This window comes from Lujinxingia vulgaris, from assembly GCF_007997015.1.
Classification (GTDB): domain Bacteria; phylum Myxococcota_A; class Bradymonadia; order Bradymonadales; family Bradymonadaceae; genus Lujinxingia; species Lujinxingia vulgaris.
In genome coordinates this window covers 383723-408742 of sequence record NZ_VOSM01000003.1, presented here as the reverse complement: position 1 = coordinate 408742, position 25020 = coordinate 383723, and the positions used below count along the sequence as shown (strand labels likewise).

General features: G+C 63.7%; 21 protein-coding genes. 5 read left to right on the top strand and 16 right to left on the bottom strand.

Translation table 11 applies throughout. The annotated features are described in order from the left end of the window. The 5 genes from FRC98_RS08655 to FRC98_RS08635 all read right to left on the bottom strand — a co-directional run bounded on the left by FRC98_RS08655 (window position 1) and on the right by FRC98_RS08635 (window position 4509). Window positions 1–615, bottom strand: coding sequence for an inorganic pyrophosphatase (locus tag FRC98_RS08655; RefSeq protein ID WP_146980900.1), 615 nt, complete (start codon window positions 613–615; stop codon window positions 1–3). 102 nt (window positions 616–717) lie between these two features. Then, entirely contained in the window at window positions 718–1338 is a 621-nt protein-coding gene (locus FRC98_RS08650; protein ID WP_146980899.1) for a hypothetical protein, read from the bottom strand. A gap of 54 nt (window positions 1339–1392) precedes the next feature. Next, complete coding sequence (locus FRC98_RS08645; RefSeq protein ID WP_146980898.1) at window positions 1393–1998, bottom strand: SRPBCC family protein; 606 nt, start codon at window positions 1996–1998, stop codon at window positions 1393–1395. 39 nt (window positions 1999–2037) lie between these two features. Then, complete coding sequence (gene arsC, locus FRC98_RS08640; protein WP_146980897.1) at window positions 2038–2391, bottom strand: arsenate reductase (glutaredoxin); 354 nt, start codon at window positions 2389–2391, stop codon at window positions 2038–2040. 93 nt (window positions 2392–2484) lie between these two features. Continuing rightward, window positions 2485–4509 carry a hybrid sensor histidine kinase/response regulator gene (locus FRC98_RS08635; RefSeq protein ID WP_146980896.1) on the bottom strand — a complete coding sequence of 675 codons (2025 nt, stop codon included), beginning with the start codon at window positions 4507–4509 and terminating at the stop codon, window positions 2485–2487. Between the two features lie 186 nt (window positions 4510–4695). Here FRC98_RS08635 and FRC98_RS08630 point away from each other — a divergent pair, with 186 nt between their 5' ends. Together FRC98_RS08630 and FRC98_RS08625 are read left to right on the top strand one after the other, a co-directional pair. Beyond that, window positions 4696–5850, top strand: coding sequence for an LNS2 domain-containing protein (locus FRC98_RS08630; protein WP_230467434.1), 1155 nt, complete (start codon window positions 4696–4698; stop codon window positions 5848–5850). A 31-nt stretch (window positions 5851–5881) separates the two neighbouring features. After that, window positions 5882–6823, top strand: coding sequence for a hypothetical protein (locus FRC98_RS08625; RefSeq protein ID WP_146980894.1), 942 nt, complete (start codon window positions 5882–5884; stop codon window positions 6821–6823). 114 nt (window positions 6824–6937) lie between these two features. Here FRC98_RS08625 and FRC98_RS08620 read toward each other — a convergent pair whose 3' ends face one another. Continuing rightward, window positions 6938–8524 (bottom strand): hypothetical protein, encoded by a 1587-nt coding sequence (locus FRC98_RS08620; RefSeq protein ID WP_146980893.1) that lies wholly within the window; start codon window positions 8522–8524, stop codon window positions 6938–6940. A gap of 154 nt (window positions 8525–8678) precedes the next feature. On the opposite strand from FRC98_RS08620, the gene menH reads away from it, so the two are divergent. Next, window positions 8679–9467, top strand: coding sequence for a 2-succinyl-6-hydroxy-2,4-cyclohexadiene-1-carboxylate synthase (menH, locus tag FRC98_RS08615; RefSeq protein WP_146980892.1), 789 nt, complete (start codon window positions 8679–8681; stop codon window positions 9465–9467). A 302-nt stretch (window positions 9468–9769) separates the two neighbouring features. Here menH and aroF read toward each other — a convergent pair whose 3' ends face one another. The 8 genes from aroF to FRC98_RS08575 form a co-directional block, all read right to left on the bottom strand. Continuing rightward, window positions 9770–10648 carry a 3-deoxy-7-phosphoheptulonate synthase gene (aroF, locus tag FRC98_RS08610; RefSeq protein WP_146980891.1) on the bottom strand — a complete coding sequence of 293 codons (879 nt, stop codon included), beginning with the start codon at window positions 10646–10648 and terminating at the stop codon, window positions 9770–9772. A 38-nt stretch (window positions 10649–10686) separates the two neighbouring features. Beyond that, window positions 10687–12240, bottom strand: a complete 1554-nt coding sequence (locus FRC98_RS08605; protein ID WP_146980890.1) for a class I adenylate-forming enzyme family protein — start codon at window positions 12238–12240, stop codon at window positions 10687–10689. Beyond that, window positions 12237–13391, bottom strand: coding sequence for an o-succinylbenzoate synthase (gene menC / locus FRC98_RS08600; RefSeq protein ID WP_146980889.1), 1155 nt, complete (start codon window positions 13389–13391; stop codon window positions 12237–12239). The genes FRC98_RS08605 and menC overlap by 4 nt, the downstream gene beginning before the upstream one ends. After that, a complete protein-coding gene (locus tag FRC98_RS08595) occupies window positions 13388–14278 on the bottom strand; it encodes a 1,4-dihydroxy-2-naphthoate polyprenyltransferase (RefSeq protein WP_146980888.1) in 891 nt (296 codons plus the stop codon). Before FRC98_RS08595 ends, menC begins: the two co-directional genes overlap by 4 nt. Next, window positions 14275–16146 (bottom strand): 2-succinyl-5-enolpyruvyl-6-hydroxy-3-cyclohexene-1-carboxylic-acid synthase, encoded by a 1872-nt coding sequence (menD, locus tag FRC98_RS08590; protein WP_146980887.1) that lies wholly within the window; start codon window positions 16144–16146, stop codon window positions 14275–14277. The genes FRC98_RS08595 and menD overlap by 4 nt, the downstream gene beginning before the upstream one ends. Then, window positions 16143–17480, bottom strand: a complete 1338-nt coding sequence (locus FRC98_RS08585; RefSeq protein ID WP_230467433.1) for an isochorismate synthase — start codon at window positions 17478–17480, stop codon at window positions 16143–16145. The genes menD and FRC98_RS08585 overlap by 4 nt, the downstream gene beginning before the upstream one ends. A gap of 94 nt (window positions 17481–17574) precedes the next feature. Next, window positions 17575–18477, bottom strand: coding sequence for a 1,4-dihydroxy-2-naphthoyl-CoA synthase (locus FRC98_RS08580; RefSeq protein WP_146980885.1), 903 nt, complete (start codon window positions 18475–18477; stop codon window positions 17575–17577). Between the two features lie 276 nt (window positions 18478–18753). After that, the gene (locus FRC98_RS08575; RefSeq protein WP_283809647.1) at window positions 18754–19908 is read right to left on the bottom strand and encodes a TPM domain-containing protein; all 1155 of its coding nucleotides are present in this window, start codon (window positions 19906–19908) and stop codon (window positions 18754–18756) included. A gap of 299 nt (window positions 19909–20207) precedes the next feature. On the opposite strand from FRC98_RS08575, the gene FRC98_RS08570 reads away from it, so the two are divergent. Both FRC98_RS08570 and FRC98_RS08565 read left to right on the top strand, forming a co-directional pair. After that, window positions 20208–20861: a DUF6498-containing protein gene (locus tag FRC98_RS08570; protein ID WP_146980883.1), complete on the top strand. Its 654-nt coding sequence runs from the start codon at window positions 20208–20210 to the stop codon at window positions 20859–20861. 51 nt (window positions 20862–20912) lie between these two features. Beyond that, a complete protein-coding gene (locus FRC98_RS08565) occupies window positions 20913–21404 on the top strand; it encodes a HugZ family pyridoxamine 5'-phosphate oxidase (RefSeq protein WP_146980882.1) in 492 nt (163 codons plus the stop codon). A gap of 91 nt (window positions 21405–21495) precedes the next feature. On the opposite strand, the gene FRC98_RS08560 is transcribed toward FRC98_RS08565, so the two are convergent. Together FRC98_RS08560 and FRC98_RS08555 are read right to left on the bottom strand one after the other, a co-directional pair. After that, the gene (locus FRC98_RS08560; protein ID WP_146980881.1) at window positions 21496–23559 is read right to left on the bottom strand and encodes a hypothetical protein; all 2064 of its coding nucleotides are present in this window, start codon (window positions 23557–23559) and stop codon (window positions 21496–21498) included. A gap of 176 nt (window positions 23560–23735) precedes the next feature. After that, a complete protein-coding gene (locus FRC98_RS08555) occupies window positions 23736–24812 on the bottom strand; it encodes a hypothetical protein (RefSeq protein WP_146980880.1) in 1077 nt (358 codons plus the stop codon). Between the last annotated feature and the right edge of the window lie 208 nt (window positions 24813–25020).

The window sequence follows — 25020 nt, the reverse complement described above, 5'->3', positions numbered from 1 at the left end:
TTACTTGCCAAAGTGTTCCTGGTAGTCGGCCATGGCCGCACGCACCAGCTTCTGGGCGTGTTCGGCGCCGTAGATGGTATCGACCTGGACGTTGGATGTCGTCTCACCAGGCACCATCTTGTAGGTCAGGAAATAATGGCGCAAGCGCTCGATGAGCACGCCGGGAACATCGCCGATGTCTCGGGCGTCGGCCCAGACGGTGTCGTTCTCGAGAACGGCGACGATTTTGTCGTCGGCCTCACCGTGATCGACCATGTGCAGGCCACCGATGACCCGGCAGCTGACCAGGAGCTCGGCGCGGGTGATGGGACGCTCGCTGAGCACGCAGATGTCGAGGGGATCGAGGTCGCCCTCATCGGTCGTCAGGGAGAGCTCGCCGACGCGGTCGGCGCAGTAGGTGCGCGGGATGAAGCCGTAGAGGGTGGGCGGCTGCGAGGAGAAGCGCTGGGGGCGGTCCACGCGCAGGTAGCCGGTCTCTTTGTCGATCTCGTATTTGACCGAATCAAAAGGGGTCAGCTCAATGTACGCGTTGACGACCTCGGGGGCGTTTTCGCCCACGGAGAGACCGTGCCAGGGGTGGGGACGAAACTGGTGAAACTCGGGGTGCTTGCTCATTCTTTTATCCTAAAGTCAGGTTGCGTCGCCATTTCGAGCGCGGCGATGGTGGACGCCCGCCTCGACGGTGTCAAGGTCTGAGGCGCGGATCGTCGCATTGTTTCAGGCGTTGACGCTTGCCAGGTAGGTTGCCGCGATGGGCAACGAGCAGTTGCCCAGGGTCAACGGCACAACGATTTTACGAAAGCGGTAGCCGGCCATCGCCAGGGGGGCGGTGAGGAGGTTGTTGGCGAAGGGGGAGAAGCCCACGTAGAGAAAGATGAAGACCTGCAGAAAGATCTCCGGCTTGGTTTGAAGCCAGTTCCAGACGCGCTCCATCCAGCGCTCTAGCCACTCGGGCATCACGCTCTGGGCGGTGACTCCGAAGTAGAAAAAGAGTGCATCGCCAATAGTCAACCCGATGGCCACCAGGGGAATGAGGATGAAGAGGTTCACTTCGGTGGTGGCCATCGCGTAGACGGCCGGATAGGTGGAAAAGGGCGTGACGGAGCCCAGCGCGCCGAAGACTGAGATAAGGAAGCCGACCAGATAGCTGTTCTCAACGCCCATCCATTGGATGACGGCCTCAGGCTCGGTGTAGATGAAGAAGAGTGTCCATCCCACGACCAGGAGGAGCGCGACGATAAAGATCGCGACCTGTTTGCGAGTGCGTGCTTTCGGGGAGGAGTGTTCCTCCGTGCGTGCTGCGTCGTCCGTGTCGGATGGAGGGGCGGGCTCAGTCATACATCATCATCTGGCTCGGGAGGTCTGGCTTCTAAGAGGACCATCGAAGTTGGATCAGCGGCGAGTGAGGGCTTGCAGGGAGTTGAGGGCTTCGCTCCAGCGTGTGCGGGCGCTTTCTCGGGCATCAGCGTCGGGGAGGTTCTCGTGGGTGAAGCCGATGGTGCCCTTGCCGGACGCGCTTGCGGTGACCCATACAATGACGACCTGGGTGCGGTCGGCGTTGGTCGGCGTCCAACCCAGGCGGAGTTGTTCGCCGGCGCGTATCGTACGGACTTCGACGTGCACGCTGTCGGGCAGGTCGAATGTCTGGCCCTCGTGCAACGCATCCGGTGCGCCAGATCCGAGCCAGGCGCCGAGTCCCTCGGTCGAGATCAGCAGTTCCCATGCGGCCGCAGGGTTCGGCAGGAATGTTTTCTGCCTGGATGCCTGAAAACCCCGGGTGGTCTCCCCGACCTCGCGCATGCCGCGGGCGCGCTCGTACGCCACGGTGATCGACTGCGCCCACCAGCCGGAGACTCCCTGTTGCGTGTGCAGGTGGTCGGCGATGGCCTTATGGCTCATCTGCTTCGCGCCAAGGTCGTCGAGCAGGGAAAACCAGTGGTCCCAGGAGTGACCGGTCGCCTTCTGAACCGCGTCAGCGCTCATCTTCGGTGGGGTCATTCCGTCTCCCGAGTGACTGAAGTCGGTGCGATCGAACGATTAGCTCAGCAGGCGAAGAACATCTTCAGGGGGGCGACCGATGGCGGCGTCGTCTTCTGCGATGACAATCGGACGCTCAATGAGTTTCGGGTGGGTTGCCATCGCTTCAATCAGGGCATCGTCGTCGGCGTCGGCCAGGCCCAGCTCTTTGAAGACGGCTTCTTTCTTACGTACGAGGTCACTGGCTTTGATGTTCAACTTGCTCAGCACCTCGCGAAGTTCCGCGAGAGAAGGAGGATCATCGAGGTATCGGCGTACCGTCAGCGCGACGGCGCGTTCTTCGAGCAGAGCCAGGGTCTGGCGAGATTTGCTGCATCGCGGGTTGTGCCAGATGGTCAGTGTGGAGGTCGTCATACTGTTCTCAGGATCGAAGTTAGCGTGGGCTCACGAAGGCTGATCGATACCCGAGAACGGGCTTAAGGGGCAAGGATGCGTGGAAGGTGCGGGTCAGGAGGAGGGCGTTCGCGTGAGCATTCGGGCCACAACCGTCTTGAGGTAGCTGAGATCGTAGGGTTTGGTGATACGCACGTCGCCACCGCTGAGGCGTTTTCGCTGGAGGGTTTCACCTGCATAGCCGGAGACAAAGACTGCTCGCATTCGCGGGTGAAATTTCGGGAGCCGTCCTGCGAGCTCCCATCCGCTGAGGTGAGGCATGACGATGTCGGTGATGAGGAGGTCGATGGTGCCCTCGATCTCTTGTGCAAGGTTAAGTGCATCACGGCCGTCGCGGGCCTCAAGTACCGTATATCCCTCATCACGCAGGCTGCGAGTGAGGGAGGCGCGGATGTCGTCTTCATCCTCTGCGACGAGGATGGTGTAGGCCGAGAGGGAGGGCAGTGGTTCATCTTCCGGCGTGCGTTGGGTTGTAGATGGGGGGCCGTCCGGCTCCCATTGAGAGGATGGTTCAGGGCAGGACGCTGGCAGGAAGGCGGTAAAGCGTGTTCCCCGGCTCGGCGCGCTGTCGACATCAATGATTCCACCGTGGCCCCGCACAATGCCGTAGACGGTGGAGAGTCCCAGGCCGGTGCCAGAAGATTTTGTGGTGAAGAAGGGCTCGAAGATGCGGTCGACGAGCTTCTGACGCATGCCTTCTCCGCTGTCTTCGACTTCGAGCACCACATAGTCGCCCGAGGGCAGGCGCTCCGGGCCGATACGATCTTCGGCACCGACATGGATGTTGCGCGTACGCACGGTAAGTGCGCCGCCATCGGGCATCGCGTCTCGTGCATTGATGACGAGGTTGAGGATGATCTGCTCCATCTGACTGAGATCCGCGTCGATGGGGTGCAGGTCGGATGCAAGATCGACATTTAAGTCGATATCCTCCTCTATGACGCTCTGGAAGAGCGCGTCGAGCGCAGCGACGACCTCGTTGAGTTTGATGCAGCTGCGTTCACTGGAAGTATCGGGGCTGAACACCAAAAGCTGCCGTGTGAGACGCGCGCCACGGTCGGTCGCGGCGAGTATTTTGCTGAGAAGTTCGGTGCGCTCATCGCCTTGCGGCGTCTTGTCCTGGATCATCTGGGCGTAGCTGCGAACGATGGTGAGCACATTGTTGAAGTCGTGAGCTACGCCGCCGGCGAGTTGTCCGAAGGCCTCCATGCGCTCGGTGCGGCGCACCCGCTCTTTGAGGTGGTGCTGCTCTGTCTGGTCACGGACGATGATCGTGAAGGTGAGTTCATCGGCGATCGACGCGCGTGCGACACCGACGTCGACCGGAAACGAGGTGCCGTCAAATCGACGGGCTCGGGTTGTCAGGCGTACCGATGCGCGCTCAGAGTGGGGTGGGGCGCTGAGTTGGTCGGCGATCGAGCGCATGGTCGCGCGGGCTTCGAGGGCGGGAGCATCGATGAGTGTGATAACAGGGCAGCCGCGAGCCTCGTCCTGGGTGAGTCCGAAGATGCGTTCGGCGGCGTCATTGAAAAGCTTCATCATTCCGTGAGCATCGCAGGTGATGATGGCGTCGCTGGCGGTTTCCAGGATGGCGCGGAGCTCCCGGCGACGGTCACCCAGCGCCTGCTCCGCGAGCTTGCGTCCCGTGATATCGACCATCTCGCCGAGCACATGACGAAACGTGCGGTCGGGGTTCCAGAGGACCATAAGGTAGAGGTTGGCCCAGACGTGTTGGCCGTCGGTGCGTTTGTAACGCCGCTCCGTGATGAACTGGCGGGCGTAGTAGCTGCATTGCGTGGGGTGGTCGGATGGAGGAGGTGGGGAAGAGACGAGGTCGCGCAGATGCTCGCGCGCCTCAGGCATATCCTCGGGATGCATGAGCTCGAAGATGGTCTTGCCGACGATGTGACGATGATCCCGTTGCAAAAAGGCGAAGAAGGCCGGGTTAGCGCGCAAGATGCGCCCCTCGGCGTTGAGGACTTTCATGGGGTTGGGCGTGGCATCGAAGTAGGCCCAGAAAGTCTCACCTGGTGCGCTGGCGTCGAAGGCCATCGGTGAGTTCGGCTCGTGGGGCGGCATGGCTTTCCCGAGGTCGTGGAGACGTGTTCAAGCGTCGGGCCTAAATGTGTTCGCGCGACGTGGTTGGCCAAACATGGCGGTCGTTTGAACTTGAAAAGCCGGGGACTTCTGGCCAGCCTGTGCGGTGAATGCGTGGATGGAGAACACAAGGATTTCGGGGCAACCCCCTGATCGAGGAGAATGAGTATGCGCAAGCGTAACGTGGTCTGGCATGTGTGTGCGCCGCTGGTGGCGCTGTTGTTGATCGGTTGTGGCACGTCGACGAGCACCGCGGAGACGTGGACTCCGGATGTGGCGGGTCAGGATGCAGACGTGCATCTCGATGACGCCGGAGATGTGGGCGCGGAGATGGATGTTGCGCTCGGGGACGCCGGTGGTGATGTGGACTTGCCAGAACTCGCGTTCTGCAATCAGGCTCCGTTGCCGGAGTTTGGCGAGACGGTGGACTGGGAGAGCTTTGGCAGTGGGGCGATTACGGCGTTGGATGAGTGGCATAGCGCGCAGGACGTCATCACGCACCCGGAGCGCGAGGCGCTGATCACGGGGAAGTTCACGTACGGGCCGACGAGCAAAGACCTGCAGGGGGAGCGCATTGAGGTATGGATGGACGACTGCTCGGGGAGCTACGTGCGTCTGGGGGAGGCCCTGACCGATAGCGACGGGCGCTCAGTGTTGACGCTCGCCCCTGATGCCTTGCCGCCGGTGGGGACCTACGCGTTGGTGCAGCGGGTGATGGGCGATAATACAGCGGCGCGCTCGTACCTGCGTGTCTTTCCTCAAGAGACGCGGTTTATCGTCTTTGATATCGACGCGACGCTGACGACTTCGGACAGTGAGCTCTTTCAGGACATCTTTAACGACCTGTTTGAGCCGCTACTCGATGGGGATTTTGTGCCGGAGGCGCGTGTGGGGGCGGTGGATATCACGAAGGTGCGAAACGAGCTGCATGGCTATCAGCTCGTATACATCACGGGGCGACCTTACTGGCTGACGGAGCAGAGCCGGGGTTGGCTGGATGATCAGGGCGTGGCGCACGGGCATCTTCGCCTGACGGGCTCCAACGCCGAGTCTTTGCCGAATAATACGGGCGTTGGCGCGTATAAAGCGGCGTACCTGGCGTTCTTGCAGGATCTGGGCTTTGAGATCGTGATGGCCTATGGCAACGCAACAACCGATATCTTTGCGTACGCCGAGGCGGGCATCGCGCCCGAACGCACCTTTATCCTGGGGCAACACGGGGGAGAGGAGGGCACGGTAGCGCTGGGTGAGGATTATGTAGAGCACCTGGAGGCGGTACGTGGCGAGGCCCCGACCGACCAACCTTTTGTATGGACTCCGTAAAGGCAGAGGGCCGAGGAGCAGGAGAGAAGTGATGGTGTCGAAGATGTGGTTGATGCGGAGCGGGCTTGCGGGCGTGATGGTCGTGTCGGCGTTGCTGGCCGGGTGTGGTTCGCCGCAAGGGGCGGATGTTCCGCTCTACCTGCCGGATGATGCCGGCAGTGGCGACGAGAGGGACTCCGGCGAGGAGCACGACGCGGGAGGCGACTCCGAAGAGGACGTGGCGACTGATGTCAGCGGTGACGTCGATGCGTCAGGTGATGATCCCGACGGTGGTGGGACGGCGCCGATCGAGCTTTTCTACGAGGACTACCACCGGGTTGCGCTTACGCTGCCTGTTGGGACGACATTGCGCACGCTCTTTCAACTCGAGGAGCTCTCGACGCCGGTGGAGTTGCTGGTAGTGCGGGAGCTCCGAGGTTACAACGAGGTGCAGAACACCGAGAACGAGCGCGTGGTGATGACCGTAAATGACGCCAGCTTTGTGGGGCCGGAGGCTGGTTGGGATCGCGAGGAGTTGCCGCGAGGAAGTTATGACGCCTTTCTGGAAAACCTGGGAGGGGCGTCGGGCACGGACGTGAACAATTATCTGGCGGTGAAGATCGCCTCGACTCCACGCATGCTCGCGTCGGTGGCTGATCACGAAGGTACCATCGGGGACTATGCCGGTTTTCTGGGACCGGGACAGGCCAGCGGCGAGACCTTTGAGGCACGGGAGGGCTACACGTATGTGTTGAGGGGGGTGCGGGGTAAAAATACGGTTTTTGTGATCAACACCGACCAGCTGCCGAAGATCGAGAACAGCGAGCCTTTCGCGTATCTGTATACGTGGGATGAGTCATCCCCGGAGCTTGAGCCGGAACCCACCGTGCTCGATCTGGAGCCTGGCGAGTATATGGTGTTGGTCGCGAATAACGCGGGCGATGATCGTCATCATGGTTCGGTGATGGTTATCGACGAGTGGTTGCTCAAGTAACATCGGGTGACTCAAGATCACGTATAGCCTTCTTGCAGGCAGCAAGAAGAGAAAAGCGCCGGCGCCCCTGGAGGGACGCCGGCGTTTTTTTGTCGTTGTGCTTGGCCGAGACGGTTATTCAGGGCAGTACGTGCGCATCACAAAGCGGTAGTGGTCGGGGTAGCCTTCGCCGTCGTCACCGATGCCGGCGTTCCAGACGACCAATGCGCGCTCACCGTCCCAGGCGGAGGCCGGATACCAGGGGAAGGTGCCGTAATCCATCAACTCGATCGCGGCGTCGTACTCAACGCCCTGTGCGCTGAAGCGCTGACCCATGATGTTCTGGGCGTTCTTCCAGAAGAAGAGGTAGTCCTGTCCGCTCCAGAGGGCGTTGAGCCCGTGAACTTCATGGCCCACGAAGGAAATCTCCTCGGCCTCGCGGACGGGTTGGCCAACGGGGTCGTAGGTTGCCTGGAAGAGTCTCGTGGCGTGATAGCCGTTGTTGTCGCCGGCGATGCTGAAGTGCGAGCCGGTCCAGGTGAGGGTTGGCGAGCGCATCAAACCGTCCCCGACCTGGAGGGGCCCGGAGTCGAGGGGGCTCAAGTTTGCGTCAAAGCGTTGGAAGAAGGTTCGCGGCGAGTAGCTGTCGGGGACGACGTTCTGGCGCCAGGTCACGCCGAGGGAGCTGCCGGTCCAGACGAGGTTGGCCCAGCCCGAGGGCGTATCGGTAGAGATCTCGACCGGGGTGCCATCGAGCTGACCGTCAGCGGAGATTTTCGCGAGTTTGAGTTCCGGGTCAGCGTTGGAGGTGTGGGCCCACAGGGCGATGAAATGATCGCCGGTCCATGCCAGCGCGACACGATCGGCCCAGATACCGTCGGTAATTGCGAGCGGGGAGCCTACGGGTTGGCCGTTGACATCCAGGCGTTGGAAGTAGGCGTCGTTACGGTTGGGGCCGCCGCGCCCGTCGCGCCAGATGAGGCCATAGCCGTTGGCGGCTTTGACCAGACTGGTCGTGGAGATGTGAGCGCCACCGGGGGATGAGGTCAGCTGGACTTCCTGGCCGAGTTGATTGCCGTTGCCATCAAAGCGCGCGGCGTAGATGTGGGGGGACGCGTTGGAAGAGGCGCGATCATCGCTCCAGACGATGAGGTAGGCGTCATCGGCCCACACGACCGACGCTTCGACGTCCTGCCGGTTGGCCTGTGCGCCGGAGAACTCGACGACCGGCCCCAGCCCTGCAGATTCGCAGGCGAAGCTCACGCACGCGTTAAGTCGCTCGACGAGTCCGTCGTCGCAGCTGCAGACGGCTTCATCCCCATCGACGCTGCAGACGCCACGTCCGGGCTCATTGCAGGGGTTGGGGCCACAGGGGGAGGCCTGTGCGTCATCGCCGCCGTCGGCGTCGGAGGGGTTCGCGTCGGCGTCATCGCCGGCGTCTACGGGATCGGGATCGGGGGCATCGGCGTCCGTACCGGAGTCGGAGGCGTCGGGCGTGCCGCTGTCGGTGTCAGCGGCGTCCGGCTGATCGTCGCCTGTGTCGGGATCTTCGAGGGTCCGCGCACAGATGTTCTGGACGCAAATCTCACCCTCGAAGCAGTCGCTGGCGTCGGTGCAGCTGTTCTCGGCCGGCGACGTGCAAGCGCTGAGGAGGGAGGCGGTAGCAATGGCAAGAATGCGCGGCGTAGCGGCGGAGAGCAGACGAGCGTGTGCAGTCATCATGATCATTCTCAGGCGGTCTAATAAAAGTTGGGACACTATGCGTCGGGTGAGCGAAGCTAGCGCGAAGCCGAGCCCTTTGCCAGAGTCTGCGTGAGCGCGAGACAGGGAGAGGATCAAGGTTCGCGAGGGTCGTTAATACGGAGTGGGAGCAGTGATGATTCATTATGAAGTCGGCGATGCACGGGATCCAGGGGCGCGGGTGGCGGTCTTCATTCACGGGTTTATGGGGAGTGGTCGAGATTTTCGCGGGCTGTGCGAGGAGCTGAGTGCGCGTCGTCGTTGTGTGCGTGTGGATCTTCCGGGCCACGGCCGGAGTGCCCAGACCGTTGGCGGTGCGTCGGCGTCCATCGCCTTTATGGCCGGGGAGGTGCTCGGAGTGCTGGATCATCTCGAAGTCGAGGCTGCGGATGTGGTGGGGTACTCGATGGGGGGACGTGTGGGGATGTGGCTTGCGATGCATCATCCGGAGCGTGTGCGCACGCTGGTGTTGGAGTCTGCCAGCCCGGGGATTGAAGGTGAGGAGGAGCGCGCGGAGCGCGCGCGTCTGGACGCGGCTCGCGCCCGGGAGATGCGGGAGGTGGGGCTGGAGCGTTTTCTGGAACGTTGGTATGGCCTGGAGCTTTTTGACAGTCTGCGTGCCCACCCGGGGTTCGAGGCGATGGTGAAGGAGCGCGCCCGGGGTGATGTGCATGCTCTGGCCCGGGTGATTGCCGAGGCAAGCCCGGGGCTCCAGGAGAGTCTCTGGCCCAGGCTCTGTGAGCTCTCAATGCCGACACTGTGGATGGCGGGTCGTCTGGATGCGCGCTATGCGGCGATGGCGCAGCGTGCAGCAAGGCTCAGCGGCGAGGCGTTCCATATCGTAGAGGGGGCCGGTCATAACGCGCATCTGGAAGCGCCGTCCGCGGTTGCGGAGGCGATCGCTGCGTTCTGGGAAGGCGTCTAATGCGTGTGCGCAGGCGACTTTTCTGGTCAGGGGAGAGGTTGACGCAGCGGGGTGTGAGACGTTGAGGCTCACCGAGGCAGCTTTACGTGCGTGCGCAAACCATTTCGCAACGAATATGCGGCCCCTTCGCCGGTGCATGGCGAGTATCGACGTGAAGATCGCGCCTGTACGCGCGAGATGGCCTGTTCTGGCGTCGTAAAGAGGGGCTGAACGCGCGCGCGCCGCGCACCTGGGGTTGGGAGTGACGCGCGCGAGCGGGGGGAGCCGGGTTACGTGAATGAGGGGAGGAGGGGGCGAGGAGGTCAGCGAGCGAGAAGGGGGCGCTCGATGGTGAAGCGCTGGAGGTGGGCCATCAGCTCTTCGAAGGCGGCAGGCGTCAGGGCCTGGTCGGCGTCGCAGCGGGCCTGCGTGGGGTCGGGGTGCACTTCGACCATCAGGCCATCCAGGCCTGCAGCGAGTGTTGCGGCGGCGGCGCGTTTAAGGAGATGGGGGAGGCCGATGGCGTGGGAGGGGTCGACGATGACCGGCAGGCGGCTCTCGTCTTGCGCCCACATGGCGCCAGCGAGGTCGAGAGTGAAGCGGGTCTCATCGCCGAAGGAGCGGATGCCTCGTTCGCAGAGGATGATCTTATCGGAGCCGGCGCGGGCGACGTGTTCGGCGGCAAGGAGCCATTCGGTGGGGGTGGCGCCAAAGTTGCGTTTGAGGACGACGGGGCGACCGGTGCGACCGACGGCTTCGAGAAGCGCAAAGTTTTGCATGTTGCGGGCGCCAATCTGGAAGGCGTCAACGCGCTCGGCCATGGCCTCGACGTCGGACTCGGAGAGGACTTCGGTGACGAAGGGCAGGCCGTGGGTGTGGGAGGCATGTTGAAGCATCTCGATGCCCGGCATGCCTAAGCCCTGGAAGCTGTAGGGGGAGGTGCGGGGCTTGAATGCGCCGCCGCGCAGCACATTTGCACCAAGGTCTGCGACGCGAGCAGCGGCGCGGGTGATCATGTCTGCGGATTCGACCGCGCAGGGGCCGGCGATCACCACGAAAGGTTCAGCCCCGAAGGGGACATCTCCGATATGCACGATATGACGGGAGCCGTCGTTGCGACGACCGGTGCGAGGAAGGCGCGGATCGACCGAGGTCGCGTCGGAGGAGGAGGGGAGGGAGGGGGTAATGTCGGCGGTGCTCATGAGGGTGACCTCAGGGGGGAAAGGCGAAGACGGGGACTCTATTGACCGACACGTGCAGCGAGATCGGCAAGCCGGTGACGGCGTACTTTCTGGCTGGGTGTGCGGGGGATGGCGTCGGTAAGGAACCAGCGCCGGGGGATTTTGAAGGTACTGAGGCGCTCGCGGCAGAATTCACGCAGGCTTTGATAAAGGCTGCCGTCTGAGAGTTCGACCAGTGCGGCGCTGGAGCGTTGGATGTGGGAAGCGTGTGAGGGGTCTACGACGAGCGCGCAGCAGAGCTGCTGGCCCCACTCAGGGTGGTCGAGGGCGAAGACAGCGACATCGGAGAGGTCTGGATGCGCGCGCAGCGCGCGTTCGACCTCGGTGGGGTCGATGTTTTCGCCGCCGGAGACAATGCGCTCGGAGGCGCGATGGTGCACGTAGAGGTAACCGCGTGCGTCGAGGTGGCCGACGTCGCCGGTGCGCATCCAACCATCGTTGCCGAAGAGAGGCGCGGCGTTGGCGTTGAGGTAGCCCGGGGTGAGCGTGGGGCCGCGCACCTCGATAGCGCCGGGTTGGCCAGGTGCTACGGTGGAGCCATCATCGAGGGTGATACGGAGCTCGGTGCCGGGGAGCGGTGCGCCGGCGCTCTCCAGGGCGTCCAGGGGAGCGTCGAGGGGGAGCGTTGTGATCTGGCTTGCAGCCTCGCTCATGCCGTAGGTCGGGAGCACAGGAATCCCCAGTTCGCGGGCGGCCTGAAGGTCGCGAGCGTCGATGGGGCCGCCACCTACGAGGGCGGCTCGCAGGGAGGTCTTTACGGGGGCGTTGTACTCCGCGATCAGGCGGTGCACCTGGGTCGGGACGAGGCTCACGAGCGTGATGTGGCGAGTTGTGAGCAAGGACACGAGCGAGGCGATGTCGGTATCTTTGGCGAGCTCGAGTGTCGTGGCGTAGAGCAGGCTGCGCAACATCGTGGCGAGCCCGCCCATGTGGCAGAGGGGCAGGCAGCAGAGCCAGCGGTCGTCGTCATGGAGTCCCAGACGTTGCGCGGAAGCCATCGCGCTGGCGTGAATGTTCGACGCGTTGAGTGGGACCGCTCTCGGGGTGCCTGTGGTGCCGGAGGTGAAGAGGATCACCAGGGTGTTGTCGCCGTCGACAGCGATGGTTTCCCCTGGCAAAGGAGGAACCATGATGTCAGCGCTCTCGGGCGCAGCGGCATCCGTGGCGTCAAGTGCGTCCAGTGCGAGCAGCGGCGCGTCGAGCTCCGAGGGGAGGGTCGCAGATGCGTCGTGAATGATGAGGTCGACGGGCACGATGCGCAGTTGGGTGCGCAGATCATCGGGCGTGGCGCGGTGGTGCAGGGGGACAAGCGTCGCGCCGGACATGAGGATGGCGTGTGCGGCGAGTAGCCAGCTCAAGCTGTTCTCGGCGATGAGGGCGACACGGCTGCCGGGGTCGAGGTTCATCGCGGCAAGCCGGCTCGATCGCCGGAAAACGAGGTCGCGGAGCTGCGCGTACGAGAGCGCTTTATCGCCGGCGACTATGGCGAGTCGTTCCGGGTGATGTTGGGCGGCGGCGTTGAGCCAGTCTGTTGAGGGAAGCAGCGAGCTCATGTGGCCTCCCTGCCCGGGGCGAAGGGGGTGGGCACAAAGCCCAGGCCAGGCGCATCATCCAGGCGCAGAGTTCCGCCGAGGTTTTTGTCTCGCTCTGGAGCGATGTCTTCTTTGAGCCAGTTGCCGGTGATGAGGCCGTGGCTGCCATCGAGGGCGTTGAAGCGTGCGTTGCCGGCGACGAGATGGGCTGCGGCGCGGCGTCCGATGGCGCTCTCAATGAGGTTGCTGATGACGACGCGGAGGCCGGCTTCTTCGGCGCGTTCGATGAGTTGGAGGGTGGGCAGAAGTCCTCCCAGGCTCATCGGTTTGAGGACGAGCGCGTTGACGGCTCGGGCCTCGATGAGTTTGAGGGCGAAGTCCGGAGGGGAGCAGGACTCATCGGCCGCGATAGGGACCGCGCTCTTCTGGCTGAGTTCGAGGAATTCTTCGATGGTCTCGCAGGCGACGGGCTCTTCGAGGAAGTCGATGTTGTAAGGCGCGACGGCCTCGGCGAAGGCGAGCGCCTGTTCGAGGGAGAAGGCGCGGTTGGCGTCGAGGCGAATTGCGGCGTTGGGGCATTGTTCGCGTACGAGACGAATGCGTTCGACGTCGGTCTCGAGTGGATCGAGGCCTACTTTGAGTTTGGCGGCGCGGTTGCTTACTCCCACGGAGACACGGACGCGTCCGGCGGTGATTGCAGGCGGATCAAGGGCGTGGGTGGTCTGGAGACGTACGCCGAAGGTGAGATCGACGGGGTTGTCGCCGGCGAAGAGATTGGCCAGGGGGACGCGTTGCTGTCGCGCGAGAGCGTCGAGCATGGCCAGCTCGACGCCGAAACGGAGGGTGGGGATGCTGGCGAGGTTACCCAGCGCCGCGTCGAGGTGTTCCGGAGCAAGGGTGAGGCTCTCTTTAAGGGCGGGGCTGTTTGCCAGGCCGCGTAGCGCGAGCTCCACCTCCGAGATCGTCTCCGTCGACCATCCGGGCAATGGCGAGCATTCGCCATAACCCTCGACCTGCTCGCCGCCTACAGTTGCGCGCAGGCGCAGAGCGAGTACTTCGCGCGCTTCGTAGGTGGCCGCGCTGGTGCGAATCGGCACCATTAGCGGGAGGGTCACCCGTTTCCAGGAAAGTTCGGGCGCTTCAAATACGGCTGTGAGGATGGCGTCGTTCATAGCGCGAATCCGATGGCGTAGAGTACGCCGAAGACGGTGAGAAGACCGGCGGTTCTGGCGAGGAGTGCGTTGAGAGCGCTGCCCTCAAGTTCGCCGAGCGCGCGGATGCACTTCATGGCGAGAGGCAGGCTAACAAGGGGCAGGAGCACCCAGGTCTGGGAGAGGCCAGCGGCGACCTGAATCACGGGCACCAGATAGGCCCCCAGCACGACGCCCGCATATTGTTTGCGTGTGACGGCCTTTCCGAGTCGCACAGCCAGGGTGTTTTTGCCAGCGACGCGGTCGGTGTCGACGTCGCGGTAGTTGTTGACGATGAGGATGGCCGTCGAGAGGAGCCCGATGGGAATCGATGCCACGAGGGCCTCGATGGAGAAGCTCAACGCCTGCACATAATGCGTGGCGGTGACGGCGATGATGCCGAAGAAGATAAAGACAAAGAGATCGCCCAGGCCGTTGTAGCCCAGGGGGTAAGGCCCGCCGGTGTAGGCGATGCCCGAGAGGATCGAGGCGATGCCGATGACCAGGATGGGCCAGCCGCCGACGCCGATGAGGTAGAGGCCGACGAGCGCGGCGGCCAGGAAGGTCAGGGCAGTGGCCCACTTCATGGCGTTCGGGGTGAGCAGTCCGGCCTGGACGGCGCGGGTGGGGCCGAGGCGGTTTTCGTTGTCGGCGCCACTTTTTGCGTCGAAGTAGTCGTTGGCGAAGTTGGTGCCGATCTGAATCAGGCCGGCCCCCACGAGTGCGGCGATGGCCGGGCCGGGGGCGAAGAGGTCCTGACCGTAGGCCACGGCGCTCCCGACCACCACGGGCACAGCGGCCGCCGCGAGGGTTTTGGGGCGACTGGCGAGGAGCCAGGATTGAAGTTTGGAGGGGGAGGAGGTGGTCATGGGAGGTCTCCCTGGGAGCGATGATCGATGAGGGTTCGGGTCCCGGCGCGGAGTGCGGCGCGAAGATCGCGGTCGAGCTGGCGCTCGCTGCGGGCGACCACGACCTGAAGTTGCGGGTTCTCGAAGAAGACGCTCAGAGTGTCGTGGAGTTCCGAAGGTGAAGTTGCCTCCGAGATCCGGGCCGCCGAGGGGGCGCTGCGGGTGATGTCAGCGCGTGCCGAGGTGAGGAAGTGGCGGGTGTGGACGTCGGGAAAGTTGGCGATGGGGAGCTCGTCGAAGATGGCGCCGCCTTCGTTGTCGAGGACGAGGACGAGAATGGGAAGATCGAGTTCTCGGGCCAGCGCCAGCGCCGAGAGATCGTGTCGAAGTGCGACGTCGCCAAGCGCGATGACAGTGGGAGCGTGGAGCCCAGTAGCTTTTCTTGCGAGAGCGATGCCCAGCCCGGTCGCAACGATGCCATCGATGCCGTTGACGCCGCGGTTAAAGAAGATCTGAAGCGGCGCGCGTCGTTGCGCCATAAAGGCGTCGACGTCACGGATGGGCATGCTGTTGGAGATCATCAGCGCGCAACCGTCGGGCAGACGCTCCCCGAGGGCGTGCCAAATTTCCGGTGTGGTCAGGGGGGCGTCGGGCCGCTCGCTGCGGAAGTTCTGGAGCATGGCGACGAGCGATTGACTGGCGAGTGTTTCGGCCTGCTGAAAGGCGCCAAGCCAGGCGGCGTTGGTCGGTATGGCTGGCCGCATTGACGCGCTCAGGCGTCGACTCAAGGCTCGCAGAGTGGTGGCGGGTTCGGCTCGAAGGTGCCAGCTGGAGAGATGATCCGGGTCGGCCGGGTCGGCGTCTGGCGAGAGCAGGATGGTGGTCGCGTGCGACCAGGATCGCACGGCGCGGGCCGCGGCCCAGCCCAGGGGGGCTTTGCCGGTGCGCAGCACGAGGTCGGGGGCGCCGAGGATTGTTAGCAGACTGCTGCCGAAGATGGCGTCGCCAAAGTGCAGAGGGGCGTCTTGAAGTTCGGCGTTGCGGGTTACCCCGGAGGTGGGTTCGGCGATGAGTGGCGCGCCGATGCGCCTGGCGAGTTCGATCAGCGTGGAAGCGTAGGCGTTACCCCGGTGGTCGGCGCCGGCGAGTATGAGAGGGCGCTCAGCGCTGGCGAGCAGGCCGGCGATGGTGTCGAGGGTGGCCTCGTCGAGGATGGCCCGGGTCGGTGGTGTGTGCAGGTAGGGCGCGTCGTCGGATCGTCCCATCATGGCGAGTGGATCGCTTTCGAGAAGCTCCGGGGGCACGGCGTCGCGGTGGCCTTCGGGAAGTGGGGTGGGCTCCAGAGGTTTGCGAAAAGGGAGGTTGAGATGCACGGGCCCCGCGTCGGGCCCTGCGGCGCGCTGGCAGGCACGGCAGGCCAGCGCGCGGAGGTAACGCATCTTCTCGGCGGTGGGTTCGGGCTCGGCGACCTGGTGAAACCAGCGCACGTGCTGACCAAAGATTCGGGTCTGGTCGATGGCCTGCGGTGCGCCTGTGTCGTGGAGGTTCGGGGGGCGGTCGGCGGTGAGCACGAGGAGAGGCACGCCGGAGCTCGATGCCTCGCAGATGGCCGGATAGTAATGGGCGGCGGCGGTGCCGGAGGTGCAGACGAGCGCGACAGGTTGCCCGCTGGCCAGGCTTAGTCCCAGCGCGACGAAGGCGGCCTGGCGCTCATCGATGATGGAGATGTCATGGATGTCGGGGTGGTTCGCGAAGGCCACGACCAATGGCGTGGAGCGCGAGCCGGGGCTGATGCAGACGTGTTTGAGTCCGCAGCGCGCAAGTTCATCGACGAGTGCGTGTGCCCACAGCGTGTTGATGTTGGGCCAGGCGGCCTGTGGGGTGGTCATGTCAACCCCTCCCCGTCGAGGGCGCTCTGGATGGCCTCAAGTTTTTGGTTCGTTTCGGCCCACTCCACCTCCGGATCGCTCTCCGGGGTAATTCCAGCGCCGGCAAAAAGCAGTGCTCGCTGCTCCTGAATCAGCCCGCAACGCAGCGCCACAAAGACTCGCCCGTCACCCCGGGGCGACATCGCGCCGATGGGCCCGGCGTAGAGCCCGCGATCAAAGCCCTCATATTTGGCGATACGCTCCCGGGTGGCTTCCCGCGGTTGCCCGCACACAGCCGGCGTCGGATGCAGGGTGTCCACAGCATCGAGGAGACCGAAGTTTCCAGACGTATAGGACTTGATCGGCGTCTCCAGATGGGAGACGTTGGCCAGTCGTCGAATGCGGGGCGGCGTGCCATATTCCCCCGAGAAACCGCGCTTTACCAGGCTCTCGGAGATCATGCGGACAACCACGTAATGCTCATCGAGATCTTTCGGGCTCTCCAGAAGTTCGGCCTCGGCCTGTGCGCGCTCCGGGCTGTCGGGCGCGCTCTTGCCTCGTGTCGTGCCCGCCAGGGCCACCGTGTGCAGTCTATTGCGCCGGCAGCTCACCAGCGTCTCTGGGGTCGCTCCCACAAAGACCGGAGCGCCGGGGTGAGGGCTCAGCGCGAAGGTCGCACAACTATCAAAACGGGAATTGAGCGAGTCGAGAAGCGCATCGCATGCTTTGGGCGGGGAGGTGTGCACCGCGCGCCGCGCGTACACGATTTTCTGCCCCTTCGGCGCTCTCACAAAGCGATAGACGTTGCCGAGAAAACGCTCCCTTTCGCCGTGAAGGTCAAAAAAAGGACCGGGGAGCTGGCGCGCGTCAGCGCTGCGAGTGGGGGCTGGCGAGGTGTCGGTCAGCCTTTCCAGCCACGTTTCCAGCGACGTGAGCGCCGAGGACGCCAGCGTGACCGAAACGGCGCGAATGCCCTCGTCGTTTCGCAGAAGTAGAAGCTCGGGGAGGTAAAGGGCCCGACGGGAAAAATGCTCCCAGGTTCGGTCCTCCGCCGCGCTCATCGTCGGGTCAAATGCGCCGAAGAGTAGCAATCGCGCGTGCTCTGAGACTTCTTTAGGGAGGTCGAAACGCTGAAACTGCTCGGTGGCCCCGGCGAAACCCGCCTCGTCGTCCAGCGACGCTTCCCACACACAGCCCAGGCCCAGAATCTCCTCAAAGGGATGCTCGTCACCCTCGGGCGAACGCAGGTAGAAGGCTCGCTTTAGAAAGCGCCCACGCTCAAATAGCGCGGGCAGAGAGAGCGGTAACTCCACCAGCCGCGACTCGACGTGCAGTGGGTTCTTCCAACGAGCCAAGCGGTCTGAAAGGGTCGGGCCAGTCATCGAACATACCGGGGCTTAATGACACCTGAACGTGAGCATCCTCTGGCGCGCAGTCGCGCCCGGGACCTTAGAAGTGCCAGGGAAACTTCGAGTAGTCCTGCGGGCGTTTTTCCAAAAACGCATCTCGCCCCTCCTGCGCCTCCTCGGTGCCGTAGGCGAGGCGAGTGGCTTCGCCGGCGAAGAGCTGCTGGCCGACGAGGCCTTCGTCGGGGAGGTTAAAGGCGTACTTGAGCATGCGCATGGCCGTGGGGCTCTTGGAGTTGATGAGCTTTCCGTACTCCAGGGCGCGCTTTTCCAGGTCGGCGTGGGGGACAACTTCGTTGACCATGCCCATCTGGAAGGCTTCGTCGGCGCTGTAGTTCAGGCCCAGAAAGAAGATCTCGCGGGCGCGCTTCTGGCCGATCTGGCGGGCCAGGAGCGCAGAGCCGTAACCGCCGTCGAAGCTGGCGACGTCGGGGTCGGTCTGTTTGAAGACGGCGTGCTCTTTGCTGGCGATGGTCATGTCGCAGACCACGTGCAGGCTGTGGCCGCCGCCGACCGCCCAGCCGGGCACCACGGCGATGACGACTTTGGGCATGAAGCGAATCAGGCGCTGCACTTCCAGAATGTGCAGCCGGCCCAGACGAGCGCGGGCGATGGGGTCGTCGGCGAGCTCACGGCCGGCGTACTGGTAGCCATCTTTGCCGCGAACGGCCTGGTCCCCGCCGGAACAGAAGGCCCAGCCGCCGTCTCTTGGCGAGGGGCCGTTGCCGGTGATGAGTACGCAGCCAACATCGGCCCACTGGCGGGCGTGATCGAGGGCGGTGAAGAGCTCATCGACGGTCTGAGGTCGGAAGGCGTTGCGGATCTCGGGGCGATTGAAGGCGACGCGCACCGTGCCCTGGTCCACCGCGCGGTGGTAGGTGATGTCCTGAAAATCAAAACCCTCGACGGGGGTCCAGGCGGTGGGATCGAAGATGTCGGAGATCATGGCAACAGCTCCATTGGCAGCGTCAATGTGCGGGCGAGGCCGTGCGCGCGAGTGGCGCTACGGCTCTGTAAGCAGGGCCACGCAGGCGGCCCGGATCGGGGAGGGATTACCACGATCTCGGCCGTGTTCAAAACGGTTTGAACATCGTGACATTCCCCGACACGTTCGGCTCTAAGGTAGGGGTCGGGGGAGAACGAAAACGCGATGAGCCGCTCACGCTCGCGTGGCGGCTCATCGCATCAGGAAAGGGTTGGCAGCGTCAGGGATCGTAGACGCTCACCAGCTGGAGCCGGCGCCCCCTCCACCGGATTTTCCGCCGCCGAACGATCCGGAGCGCTTCCTGCGCGTGCTGCTACTGGAGGAGGAGCTTCCGCCCGAGGAGGAGCTGCCGCCGCCTGAGAACGAGCTGCTGCTGGAGGACCATCCGCCGCCCGAAGAAGAGCTATCGCTGGAGGAAGATCCACCGAAGAAGCCTCCGTCGTCGTCATCGTCGTCATCATCGCGAATGATAACGGTGCGGGATGTTGAGGGAGCGCGCCGGGGTACCATGGGAGTCGTCTCGTCGTGGTGGGCGCTGTGCAGACAGAAGAGGCAGTGTTCAAAGATGCGCCGTCGTCCGGGAGACGATGTTGTGGCGTTGACGAGGTTTTCGACGCGGACCTCAAGGGTTCGCCGATCGCATTGCGGGCAGGTTTTGTAGTCACCGACGTTTTGATAGATGGGCTTTACGAACTGACAGCTCGGGCACTCGAAGAAGAAGAAGCGACGTGAGCCAATGGCGCGCTCCAGGCGCTGTGCCTCGGTGATGATCGGTTCTGCGTCGGCCTCACTCATGGGCACAAGTTTGGTCTCACAGAGTTCGCAACGGCGGGGACGCTTTCGCCGCGCAACAAGCCAGATCACGATGAGAAAAAGCACGATAAAGCCACACCAGGAACACCCAACCCACGCGCCCTCGCTGGTATCTGCATCATCGGCCGAAGTGTCGATCGGAGGGGGCGTGCGATTAAAGTGGGAAGATTCAGAGTTGTTGCTGACGAGAAGCTCCTCGGCGTAAGCGCGCAGCCGCCCGGTGACGGCGATCACACCTCTGAGAAGTCCGCGAGCGAAGTCGCCCTCCTTAAAGTGCGGCACCATCTTCTCGGCCTGCATGGTAGCGAGCCAGCCGTCAGTGAGGATGGATTCCAGCCCATAGCCCGTCTCCATCTCCAGGCGTCGCTCGCCCAGCACCAGCACGATGAGCAGGCCGTTGTTAGCGTCGTGTTTGCCCACGCCCCACAGGTTAAAGAGCCCGGTGGTGAAGTCTTTGGGGGAGGGCGCCGTGGCCTGCTCGACCGTCACGAGCGCGATCTCAACGCCCGTCTCTTCCTCGATCGCGTCGATGGCGTCGTTGATGGTCTCTTCGTCTGCGTCGCTCAACACCTCCGCCATGTCGGAGACCCAGCCGCCGCTATCGCGAGGGTTCGGGACGTCCAGGATCGTGGTGGCATGGGCGTGGGGGGCCCACGCGAGGGCGAAGAGGAAAAGTAGTATAGTGAGGAGAGTGTGCGCATGATCAGCCGTCGCAGTCGCAGATCTTGTGGGGAGGGCAGGTCGCGCCAGTCTCGGGGAAGGCAAGGCGGGTGTAAACGCGACTTTCGGTTGTATCGCACGTCGTGCCGAAGCCCGTCTGGCGTTATGCTGCCCGGGACCGATGAACATCCCCGCGCGTTATTGCCCCCGAGGTCTCCATGAACGCCGTCGCGCTGCGGCTTAAACCTTTTCGAACCATTCTCGTCGACCTGATCGCGTTTGCCGTGGGGCTGGCGCTCGCGCTCTACGGAGAGTGGCGGGCAGAGGAGCTGGTGTGGACCCTGTGGCTGGCCAGCCTTCTTGTGGGGGGCGGCACACTCCTCACGATGATCTTTCACGACGCCTTCTGGCCTCCAGAGATGGAGAACTACGGGGTGCCGGGGCCCGCGTTTCGGGTGGCGAAGGCGCTGGCGCTGATCATCTTTTTCAGCATTCACTTCGGCATGTTTCACGCGATTCACGCCGTCTTTGTGTGGGCTTTTCTGCCTCTGGCCGAGGAGCCATCGCCGGCGCTTGCGTGGAAGTACCTCCCTTCGATGCTTCCCTTTGTGCTTATGCTCGCTGTGGGGGCGCGGGAGCGGCTCCTGAAGTCGGTGCGCAGCTTTGAACCCATGGCGCCCTACGCCAACGTGTTTCGGATGCACCTGCTGATCTTTTTCTTCGCGGGTGCGGCGTACTTTAAGCTCTCACCGCTTTGGATCTTCATCGTGGTCTACGTGGTGTACTTCTTCCCGCTGAGGCCGAAGGCGAAGGACGAGGTCAGTGAGCCGAGTGCGTCGGCCGAAGGTGCGAGAGTTTCCGCCGCGCGTTAACGCGATCATGTTCCCTGGGTGCTGGTGGCCAGGATAAGAGGAGGTTGAGAGATGAAGAGGGAAAAGGAGTCGGGATCGCTGGATGCGCTGGCGGGGGAGGCGCGCCGGCTTTTGATGGAGTCACGGCACGGGGTGCTCGCGACGCTCAGCGAGGAGAGCGGGTTTCCTTACGCGTCGGTGGTGGATGTGGCGGGGCTCGAAGACGGCGACCTGCTGCTTTTATTGAGTGATCTTGCCGAACATACCCGAAACCTTCGGGCGGACGGCCGAGCCTCGCTGGTGGTCGCCGCGACCGAGGGCGAGGGCGAGCTTCTGGAACGGGGCCGAGCGAGCTTTCAGGGGCGAGTGGAGTCGGTGAGTACGGATGGGACGGAGGAGGTGCGGGCGCGTTATCTGGAGGTGCATCCGCAGGCAAAAGGGTACGTGGGGTTTGCCGACTTCCACTTCTTCAGGTTGCGCGTAGAACGCGTGCGCTTCATCGCGGGGTTCGGGCGGATGGGGTGGGTGGAGCGCGATCTCTGGAAGAGCCTCTTCAATCCCTGAATCGGCAACCACGCCATCCAGCGAGCCCCCTCGTGGTGAGGGGCACTCGCCGGATTACACAGCGCAAAACGGGTTGGGAATCGACGCGCGCTCAGTCAAACACCACATTCAGCGCGACGACGCCGTAGTTGGTCGCGGCGAATAACGTCGATTCCTGGAGACTCAGGGTGCTGACGCGCCCGGGAGGTGCATCGGCACCGATGCGTCGAAGTTCTCCGTTGGGAAAGAGGCTGAAGACACCCGCGTCGGTGGCGATGAACACGGTGTCTTGAGCGCCTTCCATCGCGGTGACGTGCCCCAGCGTAGCCCGGTCGTGCAGCAGCGCCCAGGAGTCACCACCATCCAGCGAGCGACGAAGCTCACTGCCCTCCGAGGTGGTTGTCGCCAGGTAGATCGCGCGCGACGTTCGCGTGAGCCAGACCTGGTCGGCTCGCAGGTTGGCGGCGTTTAGCCCCGCTGTGTCGCGCGCGGGAACCCATCGGTCATGGTCCTGCAGGAAGATGCCGTCGTGCCCAACCACAATGGCCGGATCGGAGTCCGGCAAAAGTGCATACACCGGCGGCGTGCCGCGGCCCGGATAAAGGTCGCTCAATCCGTGCTCGGGACGGCTCCACTGCCAGGCGTTCTGCCCGAAGTCTTGCGCCACGAAGAGCCCGCCACCAAAGGTCACAGCCGGGCCATCACCATGAAGGGTCATCGGCGCAAACCCCGCCCAGATCGAGTCGCCGACGAGCTCCAGCGCCGAGGAACGGCCCTCGCCAAGGGCGATGCCCTGATCGAAGATCCATCGCGCCCCGGAGGCGTGCAGCGACACGAAGTCGTTGTCGCGTGTGATCGTGAAGAGCGCACCGGGCACCGATGCGATGCGCTCAAAACCCAACGTGCGACCTTCATGCTCGTAGCTCAGGTGCTGCCACGTGCCCTGGGCATCCTCTATAAAGAGCGCCCCGCGCGCGCTCAGCGCCCAGCGCTCCGATGCGTTCGTACTTAGATCACGAAGAGGGCGAAGGAGCGGGCTGACGTTTTGCATCGCGTCGCCGCCCGGCCCGTGCAGAAAGATGCCCGCGCCCATCGCCGCGCTCACAACGGAGTTGCCGTCGCTGACGATCGTGAGGTCGTCTGCCTCAATCGGCTCCAGATAGCTCACCGATGCGTTGGCGCGCTCTCCAGCAAGGTCGTCCAGGGTGATGTGCGCGACATACCCCCAGGGCTCCAGGGGCCCGAAGTAGAGCGAGTCGTCTGCGATCGCTGCTTGCGGGGCCTCCTGGTGGAGCGCAACCTCGAAGTGGGTGCCGTCTTCGGAGCGCCAGGTGCCGTGGTTCGAGGTCGCGAGGTACCCGACCGGGCTCCGATGAAGATCCACTCCACCGTTGATCGCATGTTCCGGTGTATCGGCCAGAGTCCACTGCGCGCTGCCCAGCTGACCTCGGTAAATCCCGCCGTGGTAGCTTCCTTCAGTGATCAGAACGCGCTGGTCGTCGATGATGAAATCGCCCGCAAGCGTGGGGAGATTCTCGGCAACCACTGTGGTGCCCGCGTCGTCGATGCGGGCCAGGCGCGAGGAGAAGGCCGTGTCGCGCAGACTCAGGTAGAGGGCGTCGTCAAACACGCGCGCCGCCAACACGTCGCTGGCCCTGACGCCGTCCAGGTCGGCGACTTCAAAGGTTTCGCCATCCTGCGAGCGCAGCGTGGACTCACCAAACGCAAAGACAACGCCGCGGTGCGCGACGACCTCTCGGATGTTGGCGACGTTTTGGGTGGTCGCCACCTGCGACCACGCTTCGCCGCGTTCGGAGCGCCACAGCGAAGCGGGGCGGTGCGCGCCACGCTCCAGCGCGTAGTAGCCCCCGGAGGTCGCCCACACCTCCGCAAAGTCGCCGCCCCGCGGGCCTTGAGGCTCGCCCCAGACCTGCTCGCTCTCCACGCCGCGTAAGGCCATGTCGCCGTCGTCATCCACCGGGAGGGCGTCATCGTTTGAAGGCGGTGCGTCGTGCTCGGGCGCGGGCTCGTAGACGTTGAGTTGAGGTGGGGTGACGGGTGAATCGTCGTCGGAGACGACGCAGCCTCCGAGCCCCGCGGTCAGGAGCGATGCCACGAGGAGGGGCAACGCTCGGCTGCGACCCGGGAAGAGGGAAAAGGCACGTTCGGAACGCATGGGTAGGCTCCTTGTTCAGCGTTGAGCAACGATCGTCAGATCGGGCCGGGAACCTCCCGACCTGACCCAAGCGTCTCAATCCCTCGATGACGTTCCCACCCAAAGCCCCTGAAAGGATTGCGCTTTCCATTCACGCATCTGAAAACGCGGGCCTCCCTCCTGATCTTCGCCGGGAGTCACCTGATCGCCGGCGTCATGGGGATCCAGCTCTGGCGGTCGCCGGCGAGCCTGTAGATGTGGTCGTCGTAGACTGTCGCAAACACCTCGTCACCGAGTGCAGCGAGCTCCGCGGGCAACACGGAAGTTGTGGGCAGCGGGGGAAGCGCGTGTCGTGTGGCATCAGGTGCCATAATCTCGATGCGCTGGTCGAGTTGACTTAACACAAGCCCATCGCGCGCGATGGCAAAGCGCCATGCGCCTTCACCGGGGAGCTTCTCCCAGTGTTCCGCGTTCGTATGGCTGCGCCATACGCCGCCACGCGTGATCGCGCTCATCTCTCCCTCCCAGAGCGTTAACCTGGCCGATGCCCCCTGGTTGATCTCTGCGACGCGCTCCCACATGTCGTCCATCTCGCGCTGAATCTCCACGGTGCCATACATCGTGGATCGCAGGGTTCGTGTGCGCTGCGGCACGTAGTCGATGAGCATGTTGAGCGCCTCGTGTTGCAGTTGCCAGCCCTCCTGCGACTCCGCCCAGATCTGCACACGACGCTCTCCCGCAGCGCTATGCTCGCCACTCGAGCGGTACACGATGTGCGCAAACAGCCGGCCCTCATGCACCGCGAATCGTGTCACCTGCCCCTCGTTTATGGCGCCGTCGATCTCAAATGGTTGCCATCGTCCAGACGATGCTTCGCGCGTCCACGCACCATGGTCTCCGGTAGCCAGAAAGAGCGCACCTTCATGCCGAACCAGCGAGGTCACTCGAACGTTGGCATCGTGGGCCAGGGCGTGGGGAAGGGCGTTGCGCGTCCACACGAGTTGCTCCCACGGCGTTGCGGGGACCATCGCGCTGTAAAGGCGCAAGGCTTCATCGCTTCGGCCAAGCGCGTAAAGTGTGCGACTCCCCTCATCAAGATAGATTTCGTGGTAGCGCCCCTCGAACACGTCGGTTGCATCCATGCTCGCGTCTGGCGAGTCGTGTGCGTGGTCAATGTCGGCGGGCTGCAGATCGGCGTTGATGTCGCCACAGCCCGTGTTTGCGAGCGCAAAAGCCACGATCAGGCCGGCCGTCGCTCGGATGACGTGCTTCATGGTGAACCTCGATCCTGTCTGGGATAGCTCAGCAACCGTGCGCAATCAGCCCTAACAAGGGGACCTGAAGGCAGCCACCCAAACTCACTGAAATTTTGGTGGAGGCGCCTGAAAAGAGTCGGTCCCGGGGAGAATTTTGGAGCGCAGCCCGGAGCGCAGCGTTGAATGTGGTCGGCCAGTACGTATGATGCCCGCTCGACGAAGAGGT

What these genes read in the sequence shown, in the direction of transcription:
- FRC98_RS08655 (WP_146980900.1), bottom strand. Translation starts at nt 615, where the DNA reads ATGAGCAAGCACCCCGAGTTTCACCAGTTTCGTCCCCACCCCTGGCAC.
- FRC98_RS08650 (WP_146980899.1), bottom strand. Translation starts at nt 1,338, where the DNA reads ATGACTGAGCCCGCCCCTCCATCCGACACGGACGACGCAGCACGCACG.
- FRC98_RS08645 (WP_146980898.1), bottom strand. Translation starts at nt 1,998, where the DNA reads ATGACCCCACCGAAGATGAGCGCTGACGCGGTTCAGAAGGCGACCGGT.
- arsC (WP_146980897.1), bottom strand. Translation starts at nt 2,391, where the DNA reads ATGACGACCTCCACACTGACCATCTGGCACAACCCGCGATGCAGCAAA.
- FRC98_RS08635 (WP_146980896.1), bottom strand. Translation starts at nt 4,509, where the DNA reads ATGCCGCCCCACGAGCCGAACTCACCGATGGCCTTCGACGCCAGCGCA.
- FRC98_RS08630 (WP_230467434.1), top strand. Translation starts at nt 4,696, where the DNA reads ATGCGCAAGCGTAACGTGGTCTGGCATGTGTGTGCGCCGCTGGTGGCG.
- FRC98_RS08625 (WP_146980894.1), top strand. Translation starts at nt 5,882, where the DNA reads ATGGTGTCGAAGATGTGGTTGATGCGGAGCGGGCTTGCGGGCGTGATG.
- FRC98_RS08620 (WP_146980893.1), bottom strand. Translation starts at nt 8,524, where the DNA reads ATGATGACTGCACACGCTCGTCTGCTCTCCGCCGCTACGCCGCGCATT.
- menH (WP_146980892.1), top strand. Translation starts at nt 8,679, where the DNA reads ATGATTCATTATGAAGTCGGCGATGCACGGGATCCAGGGGCGCGGGTG.
- aroF (WP_146980891.1), bottom strand. Translation starts at nt 10,648, where the DNA reads ATGAGCACCGCCGACATTACCCCCTCCCTCCCCTCCTCCTCCGACGCG.
- FRC98_RS08605 (WP_146980890.1), bottom strand. Translation starts at nt 12,240, where the DNA reads ATGAGCTCGCTGCTTCCCTCAACAGACTGGCTCAACGCCGCCGCCCAA.
- menC (WP_146980889.1), bottom strand. Translation starts at nt 13,391, where the DNA reads ATGAACGACGCCATCCTCACAGCCGTATTTGAAGCGCCCGAACTTTCC.
- FRC98_RS08595 (WP_146980888.1), bottom strand. Translation starts at nt 14,278, where the DNA reads ATGACCACCTCCTCCCCCTCCAAACTTCAATCCTGGCTCCTCGCCAGT.
- menD (WP_146980887.1), bottom strand. Translation starts at nt 16,146, where the DNA reads ATGACCACCCCACAGGCCGCCTGGCCCAACATCAACACGCTGTGGGCA.
- FRC98_RS08580 (WP_146980885.1), bottom strand. Translation starts at nt 18,477, where the DNA reads ATGATCTCCGACATCTTCGATCCCACCGCCTGGACCCCCGTCGAGGGT.
- FRC98_RS08575 (WP_283809647.1), bottom strand. Translation starts at nt 19,908, where the DNA reads ATGGCGGAGGTGTTGAGCGACGCAGACGAAGAGACCATCAACGACGCC.
- FRC98_RS08570 (WP_146980883.1), top strand. Translation starts at nt 20,208, where the DNA reads ATGAACGCCGTCGCGCTGCGGCTTAAACCTTTTCGAACCATTCTCGTC.
- FRC98_RS08565 (WP_146980882.1), top strand. Translation starts at nt 20,913, where the DNA reads ATGAAGAGGGAAAAGGAGTCGGGATCGCTGGATGCGCTGGCGGGGGAG.
- FRC98_RS08560 (WP_146980881.1), bottom strand. Translation starts at nt 23,559, where the DNA reads ATGCGTTCCGAACGTGCCTTTTCCCTCTTCCCGGGTCGCAGCCGAGCG.
- FRC98_RS08555 (WP_146980880.1), bottom strand. Translation starts at nt 24,812, where the DNA reads ATGAAGCACGTCATCCGAGCGACGGCCGGCCTGATCGTGGCTTTTGCG.